The organism is Aequorivita sp. KMM 9714 (genome assembly GCF_011065475.1).
In the GTDB taxonomy this organism is placed as follows: domain Bacteria; phylum Bacteroidota; class Bacteroidia; order Flavobacteriales; family Flavobacteriaceae; genus Aequorivita; species Aequorivita sinensis.
On record NZ_JAAGRO010000005.1, the window covers coordinates 105,977 to 125,835 of the forward strand.

19 protein-coding genes are annotated in these 19,859 nt (G+C 33.2%); 11 read left to right on the forward strand and 8 right to left on the reverse strand.

All coding sequences use genetic code 11. The annotated features are described in order from the left end of the window. Positions 1-81 precede the first annotated feature (81 nt). The 6 genes from G3A46_RS11740 to mscL all read left to right on the forward strand — a co-directional run bounded on the left by G3A46_RS11740 (position 82) and on the right by mscL (position 7,881). Complete coding sequence (locus G3A46_RS11740; protein ID WP_165150024.1) at positions 82-1,401, forward strand: MFS transporter; 1,320 nt, start codon at positions 82-84, stop codon at positions 1,399-1,401. Between the two features lie 49 nt (positions 1,402-1,450). Beyond that, positions 1,451-2,836 (forward strand): DUF6252 family protein, encoded by a 1,386-nt coding sequence (locus G3A46_RS11745; RefSeq protein WP_165150026.1) that lies wholly within the window; start codon positions 1,451-1,453, stop codon positions 2,834-2,836. 240 nt (positions 2,837-3,076) lie between these two features. Then, a complete protein-coding gene (lon, locus tag G3A46_RS11750) occupies positions 3,077-5,527 on the forward strand; it encodes an endopeptidase La (RefSeq protein WP_165150028.1) in 2,451 nt (816 codons plus the stop codon). Positions 5,528-5,661: 134 nt separating this feature from the next. Beyond that, positions 5,662-6,681 carry a type IX secretion system protein PorQ gene (gene porQ, locus G3A46_RS11755; protein ID WP_165150030.1) on the forward strand — a complete coding sequence of 340 codons (1,020 nt, stop codon included), beginning with the start codon at positions 5,662-5,664 and terminating at the stop codon, positions 6,679-6,681. Next, complete coding sequence (cmk, locus tag G3A46_RS11760) at positions 6,681-7,376, forward strand: (d)CMP kinase (protein WP_165150032.1); 696 nt, start codon at positions 6,681-6,683, stop codon at positions 7,374-7,376. Before porQ ends, cmk begins: the two co-directional genes overlap by 1 nt. A 70-nt stretch (positions 7,377-7,446) precedes the next feature. Further along, positions 7,447-7,881 carry a large-conductance mechanosensitive channel protein MscL gene (gene mscL / locus G3A46_RS11765; RefSeq protein ID WP_165150034.1) on the forward strand — a complete coding sequence of 145 codons (435 nt, stop codon included), beginning with the start codon at positions 7,447-7,449 and terminating at the stop codon, positions 7,879-7,881. On the opposite strand, the gene G3A46_RS11770 is transcribed toward mscL, so the two are convergent. Together G3A46_RS11770 and G3A46_RS11775 are read right to left on the reverse strand one after the other, a co-directional pair. Further along, on the reverse strand, positions 7,871-8,245 hold the full coding sequence (locus tag G3A46_RS11770) for a DNA topoisomerase IV (protein WP_165150036.1): 375 nt from the start codon (positions 8,243-8,245) through the stop codon (positions 7,871-7,873). The genes mscL and G3A46_RS11770 overlap by 11 nt on opposite strands. 43 nt (positions 8,246-8,288) lie before the next feature. After that, positions 8,289-8,729, reverse strand: coding sequence for a helix-turn-helix transcriptional regulator (locus G3A46_RS11775; protein WP_165150038.1), 441 nt, complete (start codon positions 8,727-8,729; stop codon positions 8,289-8,291). A gap of 292 nt (positions 8,730-9,021) precedes the next feature. On the opposite strand from G3A46_RS11775, the gene G3A46_RS11780 reads away from it, so the two are divergent. The 3 genes from G3A46_RS11780 to G3A46_RS11790 all read left to right on the forward strand — a co-directional run bounded on the left by G3A46_RS11780 (position 9,022) and on the right by G3A46_RS11790 (position 11,777). Then, complete coding sequence (locus tag G3A46_RS11780) at positions 9,022-10,188, forward strand: M14 family zinc carboxypeptidase (protein ID WP_165150040.1); 1,167 nt, start codon at positions 9,022-9,024, stop codon at positions 10,186-10,188. A 33-nt stretch (positions 10,189-10,221) separates the two neighbouring features. Further along, complete coding sequence (locus G3A46_RS11785) at positions 10,222-10,701, forward strand: winged helix-turn-helix transcriptional regulator (protein ID WP_139854522.1); 480 nt, start codon at positions 10,222-10,224, stop codon at positions 10,699-10,701. A 119-nt stretch (positions 10,702-10,820) separates the two neighbouring features. Beyond that, positions 10,821-11,777, forward strand: coding sequence for a YihY/virulence factor BrkB family protein (locus G3A46_RS11790; RefSeq protein WP_165150042.1), 957 nt, complete (start codon positions 10,821-10,823; stop codon positions 11,775-11,777). A 68-nt stretch (positions 11,778-11,845) separates the two neighbouring features. Here the strand turns inward: G3A46_RS11790 and G3A46_RS11795 are convergent, their stop codons facing one another. Together G3A46_RS11795 and aroB are read right to left on the reverse strand one after the other, a co-directional pair. Beyond that, positions 11,846-12,139 carry a hypothetical protein gene (locus tag G3A46_RS11795; RefSeq protein ID WP_139854524.1) on the reverse strand — a complete coding sequence of 98 codons (294 nt, stop codon included), beginning with the start codon at positions 12,137-12,139 and terminating at the stop codon, positions 11,846-11,848. Positions 12,140-12,214: 75 nt separating this feature from the next. Continuing rightward, entirely contained in the window at positions 12,215-13,285 is a 1,071-nt protein-coding gene (aroB, locus tag G3A46_RS11800) for a 3-dehydroquinate synthase (RefSeq protein WP_165150044.1), read from the reverse strand. A gap of 71 nt (positions 13,286-13,356) precedes the next feature. On the opposite strand from aroB, the gene G3A46_RS11805 reads away from it, so the two are divergent. Then, entirely contained in the window at positions 13,357-14,529 is a 1,173-nt protein-coding gene (locus G3A46_RS11805) for a proline dehydrogenase family protein (protein ID WP_165150046.1), read from the forward strand. A gap of 45 nt (positions 14,530-14,574) precedes the next feature. Here the strand turns inward: G3A46_RS11805 and G3A46_RS11810 are convergent, their stop codons facing one another. The 4 genes from G3A46_RS11810 to G3A46_RS11825 form a co-directional block, all read right to left on the reverse strand. Continuing rightward, positions 14,575-14,952 (reverse strand): hypothetical protein, encoded by a 378-nt coding sequence (locus G3A46_RS11810; RefSeq protein ID WP_165150048.1) that lies wholly within the window; start codon positions 14,950-14,952, stop codon positions 14,575-14,577. Positions 14,953-15,010: 58 nt separating this feature from the next. Further along, positions 15,011-16,210 (reverse strand): alanine dehydrogenase, encoded by a 1,200-nt coding sequence (locus G3A46_RS11815; RefSeq protein WP_139854528.1) that lies wholly within the window; start codon positions 16,208-16,210, stop codon positions 15,011-15,013. A 103-nt stretch (positions 16,211-16,313) separates the two neighbouring features. Then, on the reverse strand, positions 16,314-16,721 hold the full coding sequence (gene tsaE, locus G3A46_RS11820; RefSeq protein ID WP_165150050.1) for a tRNA (adenosine(37)-N6)-threonylcarbamoyltransferase complex ATPase subunit type 1 TsaE: 408 nt from the start codon (positions 16,719-16,721) through the stop codon (positions 16,314-16,316). Between the two features lie 69 nt (positions 16,722-16,790). After that, a complete protein-coding gene (locus tag G3A46_RS11825; protein ID WP_165150052.1) occupies positions 16,791-18,341 on the reverse strand; it encodes a bifunctional response regulator/alkaline phosphatase family protein in 1,551 nt (516 codons plus the stop codon). Positions 18,342-18,527: 186 nt separating this feature from the next. Between G3A46_RS11825 and G3A46_RS11830 the strand changes: the two genes are divergently transcribed. Further along, entirely contained in the window at positions 18,528-19,772 is a 1,245-nt protein-coding gene (locus tag G3A46_RS11830) for an HD domain-containing protein (protein WP_165150054.1), read from the forward strand. The last annotated feature ends 87 nt before the right edge of the window (positions 19,773-19,859 follow it).

Below are 19,859 nucleotides of genomic sequence, written 5' to 3' on the forward strand. Positions count from 1 at the left end.
ATTTCAACTTAATTAAAATCCCGTTTGTAGCGGGATTTTTTTATTAGTTTAGCGACTTATAAATTTAACCGAATATTTTTTATGCCATATTTACCTAAAGGAAGTAAAAAACTTTTGAATGCTTGGGCGTTTTATGATTGGGCTAATTCGGTTTATAGTTTGGTAATCGCTTCGGCAATTTTTCCTATATACTACCAAGCATTGTTTAAATCTGCTAATGTAGAGACTGTAAACGTTTTAGGGGGTTCTATCAGAAGTACCCCTTTAATTAGTTACACCACTGCAGCTGCATTTTTAGTTGTCGCTTTAATTTCACCCATACTTTCAGGAATTGCAGATTATGTAGGTAATAAGAAGAGTTTTATGAAATTTTTCTGTTATCTCGGGTCTGTTTCTTGCATGGGGCTTTATTTTTTTAGTATTGAAAGTATTTACATCAGTCTCCTTTTATATTTCTTCGGACTAATTGGCTTTTGGGGAAGTTTAGTTTTCTACAATTCGTATTTGCCAGACGTTGCATTTCCTGAACAACAGGACAGAATTAGTGCTAGAGGATATTCAATGGGATATGTGGGAAGTGTTATTTTATTGCTTTTTAATTTGGCAATGGTAATGAAACCTGAGCTTTTTGGATTTGGAGAGGGCGGTGAAGCGAGTATGAAAGCTATGAAATGGTCCTTTGTATCTGTGGGGATTTGGTGGATTGTTTTTAGTCAGTATTCCTTTTATTTTCTTCCTAAAGGAAACAAGAGTGGAAAAAAGGTTAGTGCCCAAATATTTTTAAATGGATTTAAAGAATTAAAGGGTGTTTACAATTCCCTATCAGAAAATATTCAACTTAAAAGATATTTAGCAGCCTTCTTTGTTTATAGTATGGCGGTTCAAACAGTTATGTTGGTTGCAACATATTTTGGGGAACAGGAAATAGCTTGGGGTGGCGATGATAGTAAAACAATGGGGTTGATTGTTAGTATTCTTATAATTCAATTGGTAGCAGTAGGTGGAGCTACATTAACCTCACGTGCTTCTGAAAAATATGGAAATATCTCTGTATTAATTTCGATTAATATTATTTGGGTTTTTATTTGTGTTGTAGCCTTTTTTATAGAATCTCCAACACAGTTTTATGTTACGGCCGGAGTTGTAGGTTTAGTAATGGGAGGAATTCAGTCCTTATCTCGCTCTACATATTCAAAGTTTTTACCTGAAACAAAGGATACAACTTCATACTTTAGTTTTTATGATGTTGCTGAAAAAGTTGGTATCGTAATAGGAATGATGATATATGGTTTTATAGACCAAATAACAGGGAGTATGCGTAACTCAATTTTATTTTTAGTTTTATTTTTTATTACAGGAGTAATTTTACTCTTAAGAGTTCCAAGAAATAAAAACTTTTAAACAATTTTTGTTTAAGTTTGTCTCTATTATATTCCAAACAACCTACCGGATGAAGAAAATTAATTTTTTTAAAGTTGTGCTTTTAGCATTACTTACTTTTCAATTTATTGCTTGTGAAGACGAACCTCTAACTGGAGATTTTCCGCAAGATGATGATACAAATGCTGAAATAGGCCAATTTAAAGCTTTAGTAGATGGCAATCAATTTATAGCAGCCACTACAGACGCTTCATTATCATCAGAAAATGAATTGGTAATTACTGGAACAAAAGTTACTGGCGAAAAAATTAAACTTACAGTATTTAATGCTGCTGTAGGAGTTTTTGATTTAAGTGCAAATCAAAACCTAGGTTCTTACTATGATACCTCTATAAATGAAAGGCCATTTAATTCATCATTAGCAAATGGTGGTTCTGGAGAAATTGAAATCACTGAAATAAATACTCAAGAGTCAACTATATCTGGAACTTTTAAATTTGTTGGGTTTAGAGTAAAAGTGGATAGTAATGGCGAAACAGTTTTAGATGGTAATGGAGATCCTGTTTTAGAAAGTATTGATATTACTAAAGGTTCCTTTAATGCCATTCCTTATGTTGGTGGCGGAAGTGGAAATGGTGGAAACGGCGGAAATCCATTAGATGAATTCTTTGCAAAAGTTGACGAAGTTGGGTTTATAGCTGATAGCATTTCTGTTACAGAGCCTATTGTTGCAAATACTAGAATGCTTAAGGTTGAAGCATTTAACGATGAAGGGGCTTCTATACGAATAGACATACCAAAGTCCTTGGGAATAGGAACTCACAATATGGTGAATATCTCAAACGGTACAGACTTAATTGGGCTTTACAATGCTGGTGGTGGTTCAGAATTTTTAACTTCAAACCCGGGAACACTAACAATCACAGAGTTTGATTTAGAATTAGGTATTTTAAAAGCTAACTTCTCCTTTAGAGCAAATGATCCACTAGGACAAGTTGGAGATGAAGTGCTAGTTACTGAAGGTAGATTAACTGCTCATTTTGAAGGAGTGCCTGGTGGTAACAACTTATTTAAGGCAAAAGTAGGAGATACATCGTATAATCCTTTAGATATTGAGGTAACTACTGATGTTGTTAACCAATATCCTACAATAACCATTACTACAAATCTAGAAAGCCAACGTATGGTTTTAACCTTCCCTGCGACTATTTCAGAAGGTACTTATGCAATGGGTACAGAAGTAATTGAAGGTAATGAAATTGTTGGGACTTATACTCCTGAAGTAGGTACATCAATAGATTTTATATCAAATCCAGGTTCGCTTACAATTACTAATTATAACTATCAAGAAAATACAATTCAGGGAACTTTTACTTTTAAAGCCAAGGACTTAAATGAAGTAGATCCTACAATCTACAATATTACTGAGGGTTCTTTCTATCTCGAATTAGAGTAATTTCTTTATAATATTTCTTAAAAGTCGTTTTTATAATATTTAAAAACGACTTTTTTTATTGGTGATTTTTGTGCTTAAACTTCTAATCTTATATCATAGACTGGCACAACTCTTGAATTACTATAGGTGGAACACTGGAGATAGTTTGATTTTCAGGGTTCTTACGCAAAAAAGTTAAAAAAAATCAATAATAAGAATTGTGTTTGCTTTTAAAAGTGACACAATGTCCTAATACAATATATGGCTAAATCAAAATTTACATCAATAGACAAGTTGTCATTTCAAGATTTACATGAAGATTCTGAGTTCATTCCGTTAATGTCTGCTGAAGACGAAGACGCAATGCACAAGGAGGAGCTTCCTGAAATACTTCCTATTTTACCTTTAAGAAACACAGTGTTGTTTCCAGGAGTTGTAATTCCAATTACTGCTGGAAGAGATAAATCTATTAAGTTAATTAATGAAACAAATAAAGGAAATAAGGTAATAGGTGTAGTTTCTCAAAAAGATGAAAATGAGGAAGAACCAGGTGTGGCTGATATCAATACCGTTGGTACAGTGGCTCAAATACTTCGTGTTCTTAAAATGCCTGATGGTAATACTACAGTAATAATTCAAGGTAAAAAACGCTTTGAAGTTGCTGAAGTTATAACTACAGAACCTTATATGACTGCTACAATTAGAGAAGTAGCAGAAGCAAGACCAGAGAAGGATAGCGATGAGTTTAATGCTATTATCGACAGCATTAAAGAAATGGCTTTGCAAATCATTAAGCAAAGTCCTAATATTCCAACTGAAGCTTCATTTGCAATTAAAAACATAGAAAGCCCAAGCTTTCTTATAAACTTTGTTTCATCAAATTTAAATATTGAAGTAGAACAGAAACAGGCGCTTTTAGAAATTAACAATCTAAAAGAACGCGCTTTGGAAACGCTTCGATATATGAATATGGAAATTCAAAAGTTGTCGTTGCGAAATGATATCCAAAGTAAGGTCCAGAGTGACATTAATCAGCAACAACGCGAGTATTTTCTTCAGCAGCAAATGAAAACTATCCAAGAGGAATTGGGTGGTTCTTCTATGGAGCAGGAAATCGAAGAAATTCGCGAACGTTCTAAAGACAAAAAATGGAGTGAAGAAGTAAACAAGCACTTCCAAAAAGAACTTTCTAAGTTACAGCGAATGAATCCGCAAGTTGCAGAATTCAGCATTCAGCGTAACTACTTAGACTTATTGCTTGAACTTCCTTGGAATATATACAGTAAAGATAAATTCGATTTAAAAAGAGCTAGAAAAATCCTCGATCGCGATCACTATGGTCTTGACGATGTTAAAAAACGAATTATTGAATACCTCGCTGTTTTGAAACTTCGAAACGATATGAAGTCGCCAATTCTTTGTCTTTACGGACCTCCAGGTGTTGGTAAAACATCTTTAGGAAAATCTGTAGCAGAGGCTCTAGGTAGAAAATATGTACGAATGAGTTTGGGAGGACTACGTGATGAGGCAGAAATTCGAGGTCATAGAAAAACTTACATAGGCGCAATGCCTGGAAGAATTATTCAAAGTATAAAAAAGGCAGAAACAAGTAACCCAGTTTTTGTTTTGGATGAAATAGATAAAATTTCCGCGAGCAATCAAGGAGATCCTTCATCAGCTATGCTTGAAGTGCTTGATCCGGAGCAAAACAATGCGTTTTACGATAACTTCTTAGAGTTAGGCTACGACCTTTCAAAAGTTATGTTTATCGCTACGTCTAACAGTTTAAGCACTATTCAGCCAGCTTTACTGGATAGAATGGAGATTATAAACGTTACTGGTTATACTGTTGAAGAAAAAGTTGAAATTGCAAAAAGGCACTTATTGCCAAAGCAGTTAAAAGAACATGGATTAACTAGTGATTCTTTAAAAATCGCAAAACCACAACTTGAAAAAATTGTGGAAGGTTATACTCGTGAAAGTGGGGTTCGTGGTCTTGAAAAACAAATTGCTAAAATGGTGCGTTATGCAGCTATGAAAATAGCAATGGAGGAAGAATACGAGGTAAAAGTAAGCAATGAAATAATTGTTAAAGTATTAGGTGCTCCAAAAATGGAACGTGACAAATACGAAAACAACGAAGTTGCAGGAGTAGTAACTGGATTAGCATGGACTCGTGTAGGTGGTGATATATTATTTATAGAATCGGCACTTTCAAAAGGTAAAGGAGCATTAAATATGACTGGTAACCTTGGGAAAGTAATGAAGGAGTCTGCTACAATTGCATTAGAATACATTAAGTCTAATGCAGAAAAACTAGGAATAGATCCAGAGATTTTTGACAAGTACAATGTTCATATTCACGTGCCAGAAGGAGCAACCCCTAAGGATGGCCCAAGTGCGGGAATTACAATGCTTACTTCTTTAGTGTCGTTATTTACACAAAGAAAAGTAAAGAAATCTATTGCAATGACAGGAGAAATTACGCTTCGAGGAAAAGTATTACCTGTTGGAGGAATTAAAGAAAAAATCCTTGCTGCAAAACGCGCTAGAATTAAAGAAATTCTACTTTGTGAAGACAACAGGCGAGATATTGAAGAAATAAAAGAAGAATATCTAAAAGGCTTAACCTTTCATTATGTGAAAGATATGAGCGATGTTTTAGAGTTGGCACTTACAGATGAAAAAGTAAAGAACGCTAAAACACTTTAAGATAACCTAATAAAAGATGATTAATGTATTTTTGTTTTTATGCAAATGTGCATTAATCATCTTTGTTTTCTTTTCTTTGCAAAAATAAATTACACTTGCATTCGTTTAGACTTTAGTTACGGTAACTCACACTTATGACCCAAAAGGTTTTCTTGGTAATTTTTCTATTAATTTCTCAGCTATTAGAAGCTCAGGTGGGAGGTAAGGCGACTTATCAATTCCTTAATCTGGTTAATAGTCCAAGAATGGCCGCCCTAGGAGGTAAAGTTGTTACAAATTACGATTACGACCCTTCACAGGCATTGTTTAATCCTGCAACTATTAATGCAGAGATGGACAATCAATTATCACTAAACTACACAAACTATATTGGTGATGTAAATTATGGGACAGCAAGCTACGCTTATCTTTGGGACAGACGTACTCAAGTATTACACGCAGGAGTAAGCTATGTGAATTACGGAAAATTTGATGGATATGATGAGGCAGGAACCCCAACAAATAGTTTTAGTGGAGGTGAAGTAGCTCTATCTTTGGGTCACGCAAGAAATATTCCTTATACCGACTTTCACGTAGGGTTAAATGTAAAGCTTATATCTTCAAAACTAGAGCAATACTCATCATTTGGAGCTGCTGTAGATATTGGACTTATGTACGTTTATGAAGATTGGGATCTTCAAATTACTGGAGTTGCAAGAAACTTAGGGACACAAATCACCCCTTATCACGAAGAATACGAACCTCTACCTTTTGAGCTTATTTTCGGAATATCTCAAACGCTAGAGCATATTCCCATTCGATGGCATCTTACTTTAGAAAATATGCAACAATGGAATGTAGCCTTTTCTAACCCTGCAAGGGAACAAACCGACCTTGAAGGTAATGTTCAAAAAGAAAATATTAATTTCCTAGACAATGCCTTTAGACATACTATAGTGGGAATCGAGCTATTTCCAGAAAGTGGGTTTAATATTAGGTTAGGATATAATTTCAGAAGAGGTGAAGAGCTTCGTATAGTAGATAAACGTGCATTTGCAGGAGTAAGTGCAGGTTTTGGTATTAAACTTAATAAATTTCGCTTAAGCTATTCATATTCCAAATACAGCGCTGCAGCTACATCTAGTTTCTTTGGATTAAATTTAGATCTTCAATAATGAAAAAAATTACTATTGCTATTGACGGCTATTCCTCTACAGGTAAAAGTACAGTTGCGAAACAACTTGCAGATTACTTAGGTTACATTTATGTTGATAGCGGTGCGATGTATCGAGCAGTTACCTTATTTGCAATGCAAAATGGAATAATATCAAAAGAAAATTTTGATATAGAAAAACTTAAAAACTCACTTCCTTCAATTCAATTAGAGTTTAAAAAAAAACCAGATTGGAATAAGGCACATATTTTTTTAAATGGGAAAGATGTGGAGAATGATATTCGAAATTTAGAAGTTTCAGAGTTCGTAAGTCCAATTGCAACAATTCCAGAAGTACGCACTAAATTAGTTGCACAACAACAAGAAATGGGTTTATTGAAAGGAGTAGTAATGGATGGTAGAGATATTGGTACCGTAGTTTTCCCAAATGCAGAACTAAAGATATTTATGAATGCTTCAGCTGAAAAAAGAGCTGAAAGAAGATATAAAGAACTTACAGATCGTGGCGACTCCGTTGAATTTAAGGATGTTTTAAAGAACATTGAAGACAGAGACAACATTGATACTACGCGTAAGGATTCCCCACTTAAAAAAGCTTCTGATGCCATTGAAATTGATAACTCTGATATCAATATAGAAGATCAGTTTCATACAGTACTCCAATTAGCTAAGGATAGAATAGCAGGGCGTATTTAAATTACAACGCCGTACATTTTCTGCTATTTAAAAAGTTTTCTATTATTACACTTTCCAAAAACAACATAAAATGGGTTTTTTAAAAGAATTTAAAAACTTCGCCATCAAAGGTAATATGATTGATATGGCGGTTGGTATCGTTATAGGAACTGCTTTTAACAATGTAGTTAGCACTATAGTTAAAAAGGTTGTAATGCCTCCGTTATCCTTACTTACGGAAGGAGTAAAGCTCTCAGATAAGGAATTCGTATTGCGGGAAGCATCTGAAGCTTCTGATGAAGTTGCAATTGGTTATGGAGAATTAATGGAGGTTTTAATAGATTTTCTAATAATCTCTTTTACCATTTTTGTGATAATAAAGTTTATCAATCGCTTTAAAACGAAATCTGAAAACCCTAAAGATAAAACCGTAGAAACTCCTAAAAATATTGAACTGCTTTCCAATATTGAAAAGTTACTAGAAGAGCAAAATAGCTACATTAAAAATAAAGGAGCTAAGGACTAACTTTTCGTGCTGTAGCCTTACTAGAACTCGTTTTACCTACTTCTCTAAACTCAAAAGTGTAGGTGTCTTTATCTGTGGTTAAAATCTTAATTTGAATCGCCTTCTTTTCAGCTTGATTCTTAGGATTTATTTTTTGTAGTACGTATTCACAATCGTTTATCCAACGTATAGAGGAGGTATCAGCTTTCCCTTCATAATAATCTATTTCTATAGAATCGTTACGTGTGATGGTAGTTTTAAAGACCTCAGTTCCTGAAAGTGCTTCGAATTCAAAGGTTCCTATTTTAAAATTTGAGCAGTTACGCTCTTTTTCATAACAACTACTGAATAAAAACAGCGGTAATAAAAGTAGATAAAAACGCATTTTTAATTTTTTATGCGAATTTCCGAAAAATTACTGAGAAGAATTAGTTTTGGTAGGCTTTAAAAGTGCCATCGCGATAAAATATCACAATTTTATCGATCTCTTTTTCTGAGTCAAGATTTTGATCAACTCTTTTTATTGATGAAACACTCTTCTTTTCATCATTAGATGAAGTTGTCGAAAATAGGTCTAGACTTTTCTCACTCGTATTTGAAGGTTTAAGTTTTTGTTCTTCTTTCTCTTTAGAATTTTCTAAAGTAGAAGGGAAGCTTCCTTTTCCATAGAGCAACCAATTCATTTCAACTTCTGGAAATTCTTTCAATAACTTCATGACAAAATCTAAACTTGGCTTATTTCTACCCGATAATAAATGGGAAATGGTGGAGCGATTAAAATCCATTTTTTCAGCAAAAGCTGTTGCTGAAATACCGTAATATTCCAGAATTTTTTCAAGTCGTTTTACAAAATCTTTACTGTTTACCATTGTAACATATATTGTGTCAAAATAACTATTACAAATGTAAACTATTATTTTAAACTATGCTAATATGTGTCTAAAATCCTTATTTTTACTTAAATTAAAAGTTTAAATATAAGCACGTAACTAATTGATTATATGTTATTTAAACGTAGGTTATAGAAACTTGGTTTTCAGCTTGTTATAATTGAGGGCAGAAGCCTGGAATTTGTTTACTGATGTAATAGACTTAGACTGCGTCTCTTGTTTACTTTTGTAAACAATGCATTGTTTAACTTTGTAAACTTCAAAAATTACTATGGAAATAAAAGATTGGTATACCCGCAATTTTGAAAGTGCTTTAAGTGGTAGATATATTACATTAAATCACATTTATCCAATATTGGAACTTTATAAAAATGATTACAATATTACAGTTGTTGGTCAGTCAGAAAATGGTCAAGATATCCCCCTTGTGAAAATTGGAACTGGAAAAAAAGTTGTTTTGGCTTGGTCGCAAATGCACGGAAATGAATCTACCACAACCAAAGCTTTATTTGATTTTTTGAAATTCATAAATCAGAAACATTTTTTTAAAACTGAAATTGAAAATTTCTTAAGTAGTTACACCTTATATATAATCCCAATTTTAAATCCAGATGGTGCGCAATCTTATACAAGAGTTAATGCGAACGAAATTGACTTAAATCGAGATGCTCAAAATTTATCACAAAAGGAAAGTAAGTGCCTTAACAGGCTCTTCAGTGAGCTAAAGCCTGAATTATGCCTTAATATGCACGATCAACGTTCTATTTTTGGCTTAAACACAGGAAAACCAGCTGCTGTTTCCTTCTTGTCACCTGCTGCAGATGAAAGTAGATCTCTTACAGAGGCAAGAAAATTGGCGATGGAGAAGATTGTAAAGATGAATAATTACCTTCAAAACATCATTCCTGGCCAGGTGGGAAGGTATGATGATAGTTTTAATGCAGCATGTGTAGGTGACACTTTTCAAAAAGCTGGTGTTGCTACTATACTTTTTGAAGCGGGGCATTTCGAACTAGATTATGAAAGGGAAAAGACTCGTGAATTTATATTTTATGCGCTTTTATCATTATTCGATATCATTGGTAATGAAAAAGAACTAATAGACTATGAGGATTACTTCAAAATCGGTGAAAATCAAAAAAATTATAATGACATTATTTTAAGAAATGTAAAAATCGAAACCGAAGAGAAGTCCATTGATATCGCAATTCAGTATAAAGAAGTGCTTAAAGGTGATAAAATTCATTTTGAGCCTATAATTGATGCATTTGGGGATTTAGAAAACCGTAAAGGGCATAAAGAGAAAAATATTAAAAACAAAAATATTTTAACAAAAACCCAACAAAATTTAACAATTGGCACTCAAATTTCAGAATTATTTGATAAAAGTGATGAATTGATGATATTTTTTCAAAAAAAAGCTTCCGTAATAAGGTAAAACTACCTAATTTCGCGAAAAAAATATACGAAAATGGGTAAATTCAAATTAGACGAAACGGATCACAAAATTTTAGATCTATTAATTGACAATACGCGTATTCCTTTCACAGATATCGCTAAGAAGCTTGAAATATCTGCAGGTACTGTACACGTTAGGGTTAAGAAAATGGAAGATGCAGGAATAATCACAGGTTCTTCATTACAGGTAGATTATCAAAAACTAGGATACTCTTTCATTGCTTATGTTGGAATCTTTATTTTCAAAACCTCTCAAACACAATTTGTTTTAGAACGTATTAGTGAAATTCCATTTATTACAGTTGCTCACGTAACTACAGGGAAATTCAATATTTTCTGTAAAATTAGAGCAAGAGATACAGCTCATGCTAAAGAAATTATCTACGAAATTGACGATATCGAAGGTGTAAGTCGTACAGAAACAATGATTTCTATGGAAGAAAGCATTAATGATAAGAAGAGAATGTTACACTCTATCTTTAATGAGATGTAATCTTATTAAATAGACGCTATTAAAACCTTTACCGTTTGGTAAAGGTTTTTTTTATTTCAAAACTTAAGGAGTTGTAATTACTTAAGTTTTTCTAAATTTATAAAAATCAATAATTGAATATGAAGCTATTCAAACTCTTAAAGAATACTTATTTAAGTTGGGACAAAAATGATCCTTGGGCTAAAAGTGCGATTATCGCTTATTATGCATTATTCTCATTGCCTTCCTTACTGATTATTACTGTTCATTTTGCAGGCGTATTTTTCGGTCGAGAAGCGGTAGAGGGAAAAATTACAGAAGAAATAAGTGGCTTAATAGGAAAGGGAAGTGCAGATCTTATTCAAACAATGATAATAAATTCAGCATTATCTGAAAGTTCTCTACTATTTATAATCTTTGGTGTAGGAGTTCTTATTTTTGGTGCTACAGGAGTGTTTTTTCAGCTTCAAAAAGCTTTGAATAATATTTGGAGCGTTCGCGCACTAAAAAATAACATTTTAGATACCTTAAAACGAAGAGCGGTTTCTTTTGGAATGGTGCTAATTATAGGTTTATTGTTATTAATATCATTAGTGTTAAGCACAGCTGTAAATGCATTAAGTGATTTAATTGGAAACTATTTGAACGAGTTTTCTACATTTTTTATAAAACTGCTGAACTTTGTTATTTCACAAATTATAATAACCTCATTATTTGCATCAATTTTTACGTTACTTCCAGATGTAAAAGTTAAGTGGAAAACCAATTTAATTGGAGCCTTTATGACTTCCTTGTTATTCTTAGTAGGAAAATACTTAATAGGATTTTACTTTTCAGAGTCAGATCCAGCTTCAGTTTATGGTGCTGCAGGAAGTGTTGTTTTGGTTTTATTATGGGTGTATTATACTTGTTTAATATTATTCTTTGGTGCTGAATTTACCGTAAATTGGGCGCTTTATAAGAATATTAAAATTGAACCCACTGAGAATGCAACGCTATCATACGAATTAGAAATGCAGGAACTAAGAGAATATAAACGTAAAATTGAGGAAGATAAAAAAAAAGCCTTAGCCTTAAAAAATAATGCGAAAGAATAAGCATTGCTTATATATAAAGAAAGAGGCTCTATTGAGCCTCTTTCTTTATAAATGTGTTGTAAAAAGGATTACTCCTCCTCATCCATTTTTCTCTTATCTAACATTTCGCTAATTGGTTCGTTGAAGTCTGCTTCTTCGTAATCGTCTTCATCAAAATTAGCCATGGACACTTCAAGTCGAGAGCTTACTTTTACCAGATAAATGGCATCCTCTGTTCTTACCTCAACCGCTTCAACCAATTCGTTTTTTGCGTTTTTAAAGGTAATAACATGGTCATCATCATACCCATCAGGGTATTTTTCAACTAATAAAGAAAGTATCTCGGGGGTTAACTTTCGGTAATCTACAATTATGCGCTTCATGTAATTTTTAATCTTTAAATTATGGGATAAAACTATTTAAAATATGATTACTTAAAAATGTTTTAAAGAATTTTTTTACAAATTTTTATAGTACTCGAAAGCTTTGTAAATCAATTCGTTGTTAACAGTGCAATTGGTTTGATAAACACCAATGTCCTCTAAAAGTACAAAAAGAACCTTTCCGTTTCTGTTTTTCTTGTCAAACACCAACAATTTAATGATGTTTTCAATGTCAATATTAGTGAATTCTACCTTTGAAAAATAATTCAAAATGCTTCTTGAAACTTCCTCTAAGGTGTTTTTTGGAAAATTATGTGTTTCCGATGAAATATATGTTGCTAATATAATACCTATCGCAATAGCTTCCCCGTGTAATAATGTTTTTTTCTCTGAACTTTCAAGAAAGTAGGATTCTATTGCGTGACCAAGTGTATGGCCGTAATTTAAAGTTTTTCTTAAATCCTTTTCAAAAGGATCTTTAGTGACAACTTCTTTTTTAATGTTTATAGAACCCCAAATTAGGTTTTCAAACTCATCTTTATTGAACACATTTATATTCTTAACTTCATTCCAATATTCTTTATTGTGTATAACTCCGTGTTTCAACATTTCGGCAATCCCGGAAGTTAAGTGCTCTGAAGGGAGTGTTTTTAAGAACGCTGTATCAATAATCACCATTTCTGGAGAGTTAATAACTCCAATTTGATTTTTTAGATGTCCTAGGTCTATTCCGTTTTTTCCTCCTACTGAAGCATCAACTATAGCGAGTAGGGAAGTAGGTATGTTAATGAAATTTACACCTCTATTATATGTAGATGCCACAAAACCACCTAAATCTGTTACCACACCACCTCCTAAGTTTATTATTAAGCTGTTTCTGTCGGCTCCGTTTTCTGAAAGTGTATTCCAGACATCAACACAGGTAGAAATGTTTTTATATTTCTCTCCGGTTGGTATTGTAATAATATAAGGAGTAAATTCAAAAAAAGTCTTTTCTAAAAAGTAAGGAATGCAGTGTTTGCGCGTATTTTCGTCGGTTAGAATGAAGAGATTAGAAGGATTTGATTTCTTGATAAAATTATCTAAGGCTTTCCAAGCTTCTTTGCTGTTGTAAATCAATTCTTTATCCTTTTTATTTGTAGACATTAATTTCTTGAATTTTATGGTGTAAACACAATTCAAATCTAAGTATATTTGTACACTTTATTTCCCCTTTTATGTCAACAAATTCTCTTTTCGATAATACGGAAACTGCATTTCAGTTAAAAAGCGATTCAGAACTAGAACGCGCTTATTTCCTGTTTAAAATGATTTCTAACGAACCTCTAGTGAAAATAGGTTCTGCGGTTACAAAGTTTGCATTAAATATAAACTTGCCTGTAGAAGGGCTAATACGCTCTACAGTATTCGATCATTTTTGTGGTGGTGTGAATGAATTAGACTGTATGCCTACAGTTGATAGACTGTACGAGGTGGGTGTTTCTTCAGTACTTGATTACTCTGTAGAGGGTAAAGAGGAAGAGGAACAATTTGAAGCAACTACCAAAAAAGTAATTGAACTAACAAAATTTGCCAAGAATAAGGAAGCAATGCCTTTTTCAGTATTTAAACCTACTGGTCTTGGGATGTTCAAAATTTGGCAAAAGCTTACAGAAAAAGAAGCTTTAACAAATGAAGAGAAAGATCTTTGGAATAATATCGTGTCTAGATACGATAGAATTTCTAAGGTAGCCCACGAGTGTAATATTCGTATTTTAATTGATGCTGAGGAATCTTGGATGCAAGACGCAGCAGATGATCTTTGCGAAAAGATGATGGAGAAATACAATAAGGAGCGACCAATTATATTTAATACTTTACAATGCTATCGTTGGGATAGATTAGACTATCTAAAAGGATTGCATAAACGCGCTAAAGAAAAAGGATTTAAACTAGGGTTTAAGGTTGTTCGTGGCGCATATATGGAAAAAGAAAATGATCGCGCCCTTGAAAAAGGTTATAAAACGCCTATTTGCGAAAGTAAAAAAGCAACCGATGATAACTTCAATAATGTTTTAAAATACATTTTTGATAACCTAGATGATATCGAGTTGTTCGCTGGTACTCATAATGAATCCAGTACTTATATTGCAATGGATATAATGAAGCAAAAAGGCATCTCTAAAAGTGATGACAGGGTTTGGTTCGGTCAGTTATTTGGTATGAGTGACCATATTTCTTTTAATCTTGGTGCTGAAGGATATAATGTAGGAAAATACATTCCATTCGGACCTGTAAAAGATGTTATGCCTTACTTGATTCGTCGTGCTGAAGAAAACACATCTGTGGCTGGGCAAACTAGTAGGGAACTTACTTTACTTAAAAAAGAAAAAGAGCGTAGAAACCTCTAAGAAATTAAAAAGCCTCTTAATTAAGAGGCTTTTTTTATGTTTTTATTATTTCTGAATTATTTCCGCTTTTGAAACAGTTGCCGTTTTATTGCAATTTTCAACTCTAATCTTTAGCGTTTTCTCTGAAAACTTCTTCTCAATTACATATTGATTACAGGAGTCTAAATTGGTGATACTTTGAGAGAATATTACATCTCCATCAACTAATAAACTAGATATAGCCGAAGTGTCCATTTTGTTTTCGCGAAGGACTCTCAAGCTTTCTTCGGTAAACGCTCTTTCTTTATTGCGAATGTTTTTTAGTGTCCGAGATTCTGGACCATAATCACAAGATGTCTTTTTTCCGCTTAAAATAAAAAACAATAAAAGTATTCCTAATAAGAAACCCCCTGAAAAATAGGCGAATCGGTGTGTTAATTTCATTTTATGGGATTAGAGTTTTGGTATGTGTATTTATTAAAGTGGAATTTTATATCGAAATTTAAAAAATCAATAAATTAATATCGCTATAAGACATATCAAACCAATCGGCAATTGCTTTGTTGGTTAAAATTCCGCGGTAAAAGTACAAACCATTTTTCAAACCGTTGTCAAAACGAACAGCATTTTCTAACCCACCACTTTCGGCAATTTCTAAAAGATAGGGGGTGAATATATTACTAATAGAAATAGAAGCGGTTTTCGGGTATCGTGCCGGAATATTAGGCACACCGTAATGTATTACATTGTGCTTAATTATTGTTGGATTATCGTGACTAGTAGTTTCTGTAGTTTCAAAACAACCTCCCATGTCTACGCACACATCTATCACTACAGCGCCTTTCTTCATATTCTCAACCATGTCTTCTGTTACAATGATAGGGGCGCGGTTGTGACCTCTAACGGCGCCTATCGCCACATCACAACGTCGTAAGGCTTTCATTAAATTCTTTGGCTGTATAGTAGAGGTATATAATATACGACCTACATTAGTCTGAATTTTTCGAAGTTTGGTTATTGAGCTATCAAAAACTTTAACGTTGGCACCTAATCCAAGAGCAGATCGCACTGCAAACTCACCAACTGTGCCAGCACCAATAACTACAACTTCAATTGGAGGAACGCCGCTAATATTTCCAAAAAGTAATCCGTTACCTTTTTTTGCGTTTACCATTAATTCTGCTGCTATAAGAACAGAAGCAGTTCCTGCAATTTCACTTAAAGCTTTAACTGCAGGGTAGGTGTGATCTTCGTCTTTTATAAATTCAAAAGCGAGAGCGGTAATTTTCTTTTTTGCAAGAGCGTCAAAATATGATTTTTGACGTGTTTTTAATTGTAGTGCAGATATTAAAACAGTTTTAGGTTTTATAAGCTCTAATTCGTCAAGAGTTGGTGGCTCGACTTTTAATACCATCGGGCATCCAAACACCTTGGTTTTATCTTCGGTAATCTGAGCTCCAGCTTCAGAGTAATCTTTATCTGTAAACCCTGCATCATCTCCAGCGCCTCGTTCAATTAAAACTTTATGCCCGTTGTTAACCATTGCATTCACGGCATCTGGTGTAAGACAAATTCTTTTTTCTTGAAAATAAGCTTCCTTAGGTATACCTATAAGGAGTTCACCCTTTTGTCTGGTTATTTCAAGGGTTTCCTCTTGAGGAATTAATTGAGCGTGTGTGAAAGGAGAAGTGGGATGAGACATAGTACTAGTTTAACCGTCTCAATTTACGAATAATTTTCATTTTTGATAAGGAAATTTCAATAGCAATTAGACTTCAGAAATTTATAAACTATAAGAAGTGAACTTAGTTATCAATCTTTAAAATTCTACTTCCGTCGTCATTTTTGGATAAGTAGACTTTTGTTGCATTTTCAGGTAGTAATGAAGAAATTTTTTCTGGCCATTCAATAAAAACGTAATCTCCAGTTTCAAAATATTCTTCAACTCCCATATCAAAAGCTTCTGATGGATCTTCTAATCTATAAAAGTCGAAATGATAAATTTGTAAATCTTCAGCTTGATACTCGTTTACTATTGAAAATGTTGGACTTCCAACTATCTCTGTGCAGCCAAGTTGTTTAATTAATTCTTTAATGAGTGTTGTTTTACCAACACCCATTTTTGCAAAGAATAAAAATATATTATGAGGTGCCTTCTCAAGTAGCTGTTTAGCTACTTCAGCAATTTTATCTTCAGTATAAACAATCTCCATTATAAATGTCTATTTATCGAGTCAAAAATAAATTAAGGAAAGCAATTGAACACCTTAATTTCATTTTTTTTATTTAGGTGTAAATACAGAAAATGGAATTATCATTTCTTCTAAAGAAACCCCTCCGTGCTGGTATGTATTACGATAATAACTAACATAATGATTGTAATTGTTAGGGTATGCAAAGAAGTAATCTCCTTTAGCAAAAATAAACGAACTACTCATATTTATAGTTGGTAAGCACAGCTTCTTAGGGTCTTTAGCTGCTAGAACTTCCTTGTCTTCATAGGTTAAACTTCTACCTGTTTTATAACGTAAGTTTAAACTAGTGTTTTTATCACCAATAACTTTAGACGGGTTTTTTACATTAATTGTTCCGTGGTCGGTAGTTATAATAAGTTTAAAACCTAAACGAGCAGCTTGTTGAATTACTTCTAGTAAAGGCGAGTTTTTGAACCAACTTTGAGTTAACGAACGGTACGACTTATCTGTAGAAGCAAGTTCCTTAATTACTTCCATCTCGGTTTTGGAGTGTGAAAGCATATCAACGAAATTATAAACTACTACAGTTAGGTCTTCGTCTTTGTGGCTTTTAAAATTTTCAACAAGTTTTTTCCCTTGTTTTAAACTTGAGATTTTGTGGTAACTCCAATTTATATTAACTCCCAATCTTTTTAATTGAGCGGTTAGGAATTCTTCTTCCTTCATGTTTTTCCCACCTTCATCTGTATCATTTAACCATAAATCTGGGTGAAGTTTTTCCATTTCACTAGGCATTAAACCTGAGAAAATTGCATTTCTAGCATATTGAGTAGCCGTTGGAAGAATACTACAAAACAGTTCTTCTGAAGTTTTTTTGTAAATGTTGGCTACAGTAGGTTCGAAGGCTTTCCATTGGTCAAACCTTAGGTTGTCCACAACAACTAAAAGGGTAGGAGTCCCTGCTTTAAGCTCTGGCTGTATTTTATCTCTAAAAAGTGTATGCGACATTACTGGCGCTTCACTTGTATCTTCAAACCAAGAAGGATAATTTTTATCTATAAACTTACAGAACTGATTATTGGCTTCGGTTTTTTGTGATTCTAAAATCTCAAACATACCCGAATCTTCAATTCCTTCTAATTCTAATTCCCAGTAAACTAATTTTTGATAAAGATCTTTCCACTCGTCAAAGCTGTTTACCATCGAAAGGTCCATCGCAATTTTTCTAAATTCTTGCTGATAGTTTGAAGTTGTTTTTTCAGACACTAACCTGCTGTGGTCTAAGTTTTTCTTTAAACTAAGAAGAATCTGATGTGGATTTACGGGTTTAATTAAGTAATCGGCTATTTTAGAACCAATAGCTTCTTCCATAATATACTCCTCTTCACTTTTTGTTATCATTACAATAGGAATCGAAGCTTGTTGTTCTTTAATTTCTGCTAAAGTTTCAAGGCCACTAAGGCCCGGCATATTTTCATCTAAAAAAACAATATCAAAAACTTGTTTTTTTATTTCTTCTAGGGCTTCCATACCGCTCTGTGCAGTAGTTACTTTATAGTTTTTATTTTCTAAGAAAAGAATATGTGGTTTAAGTAAATCTATTTCATCATCTACCCATAGTACTTTTATGTCGCTCATATATGTATATTTGTGTTGTTGCTCCTTTGTACTTAGCCTATATAATAATTCTTATAAAAGTTGCTAGCATAGGAGTGTTGTTAAAATCAATTTGGTATAATTCTCACAAATTTGCGAAGAATCACTTCAAAAATAGCCCCGAATTGTGTCAAAAGAATATTGTAGCTATTAATTTAAAGTTAAAGTTTGAAAACCTTTCCCAAACTCAAGTTTATAAACGATCCTATCTATGGTTTTATTACCATACCAAGTAAATTGGTTTTCGATTTGATAGAGCATAGATACTTTCAAAGATTGCGCAGGATTTCACAAATGGGTTTTTCCTATATAGTATATCCAGGAGCCCATCACACGCGATTTCATCATGCATTAGGTGCCATGTTCTTAATGCAGAAAGCTGTGCAAACTCTCAAGTCTAAAGGAGTTGAAATTTCTACTAAGGAAGAAGAAGGGTTGTATATAGCTATACTTTTACACGATATCGGTCACGGTCCTTTTTCACATGCTATGGAAAACAGTATAGTAGAAAGTGTGAGTCACGAGCATATTTCACTACTGTTTATGGAAGCTTTAAACAGTGAGTTTAATAATCGATTATCCTTGGCTATTAAGATATTTAAAGATGAATACTCTCGTAAATTTTTCCATCAATTGGTATCGGGCCAATTGGATATGGACCGATTGGATTATTTAAAGCGCGATAGTTTCTTTACAGGAGTTCCAGAGGGAACTGTAAATGCTCAACGTTTAATTGCAATGTTGAATGTAAAAAACGATGCTTTAGTTGTAGATGAAAAAGGAATTTATTCGGTAGAAAATTTTCTTGTAGCAAGGCGTTTGATGTATTGGCAGGTTTATCTTCATAAAACAGGTATAGTAGCTGAACAACTTTTAGTTAGAGTTTTAAAACGTGCAAAACAGCTTACTGCAAAAGGAGAAGAGTTGCATGCTAGTAAAAATTTACAGTTTTTCCTAAAAAATAACATAACCTTAGATAGTTTTTCGGAGGAGGTACTCGATACGTTTTCTAAGTTAGATGATTACGATATTGTATCTGCGATGAAGGTCTGGGTGGATAGTGACGACTTTGTATTAAAGAATTTATCTGCAATGCTACTTAATCGCGACTTATTAAAAGTGAAAGTTAAGTCGAAACCTTATTTAGATAAGAAAGTAAAAAGTAAAAGAGAGAAGTTGATGGATAAATATCAGCTTTCAGAAGAAGAAGCTGCATACTTTGTTTTCAGTGGCACGCTACAGAATCAGGCTTATAGTATGGAAAAAGAAACCATTAATCTATTGTTGAAAAATGGAAAAATTATAGATGTAGCAAAGGCTAGTGATCAGCTAAACTTAGAGGCTTTATCTAAGTCTGTGGTTAAGTACTATATGTGTTATCCAAAAAACAATACTGATAGCTATCGAGACTAAGTCCTTTTTTTCTATTTTTGCAGGAATGAAAATTAACAACCTATATTTAAATCATTTTATTAATGCTAATTTGCGGTTGATTATTTT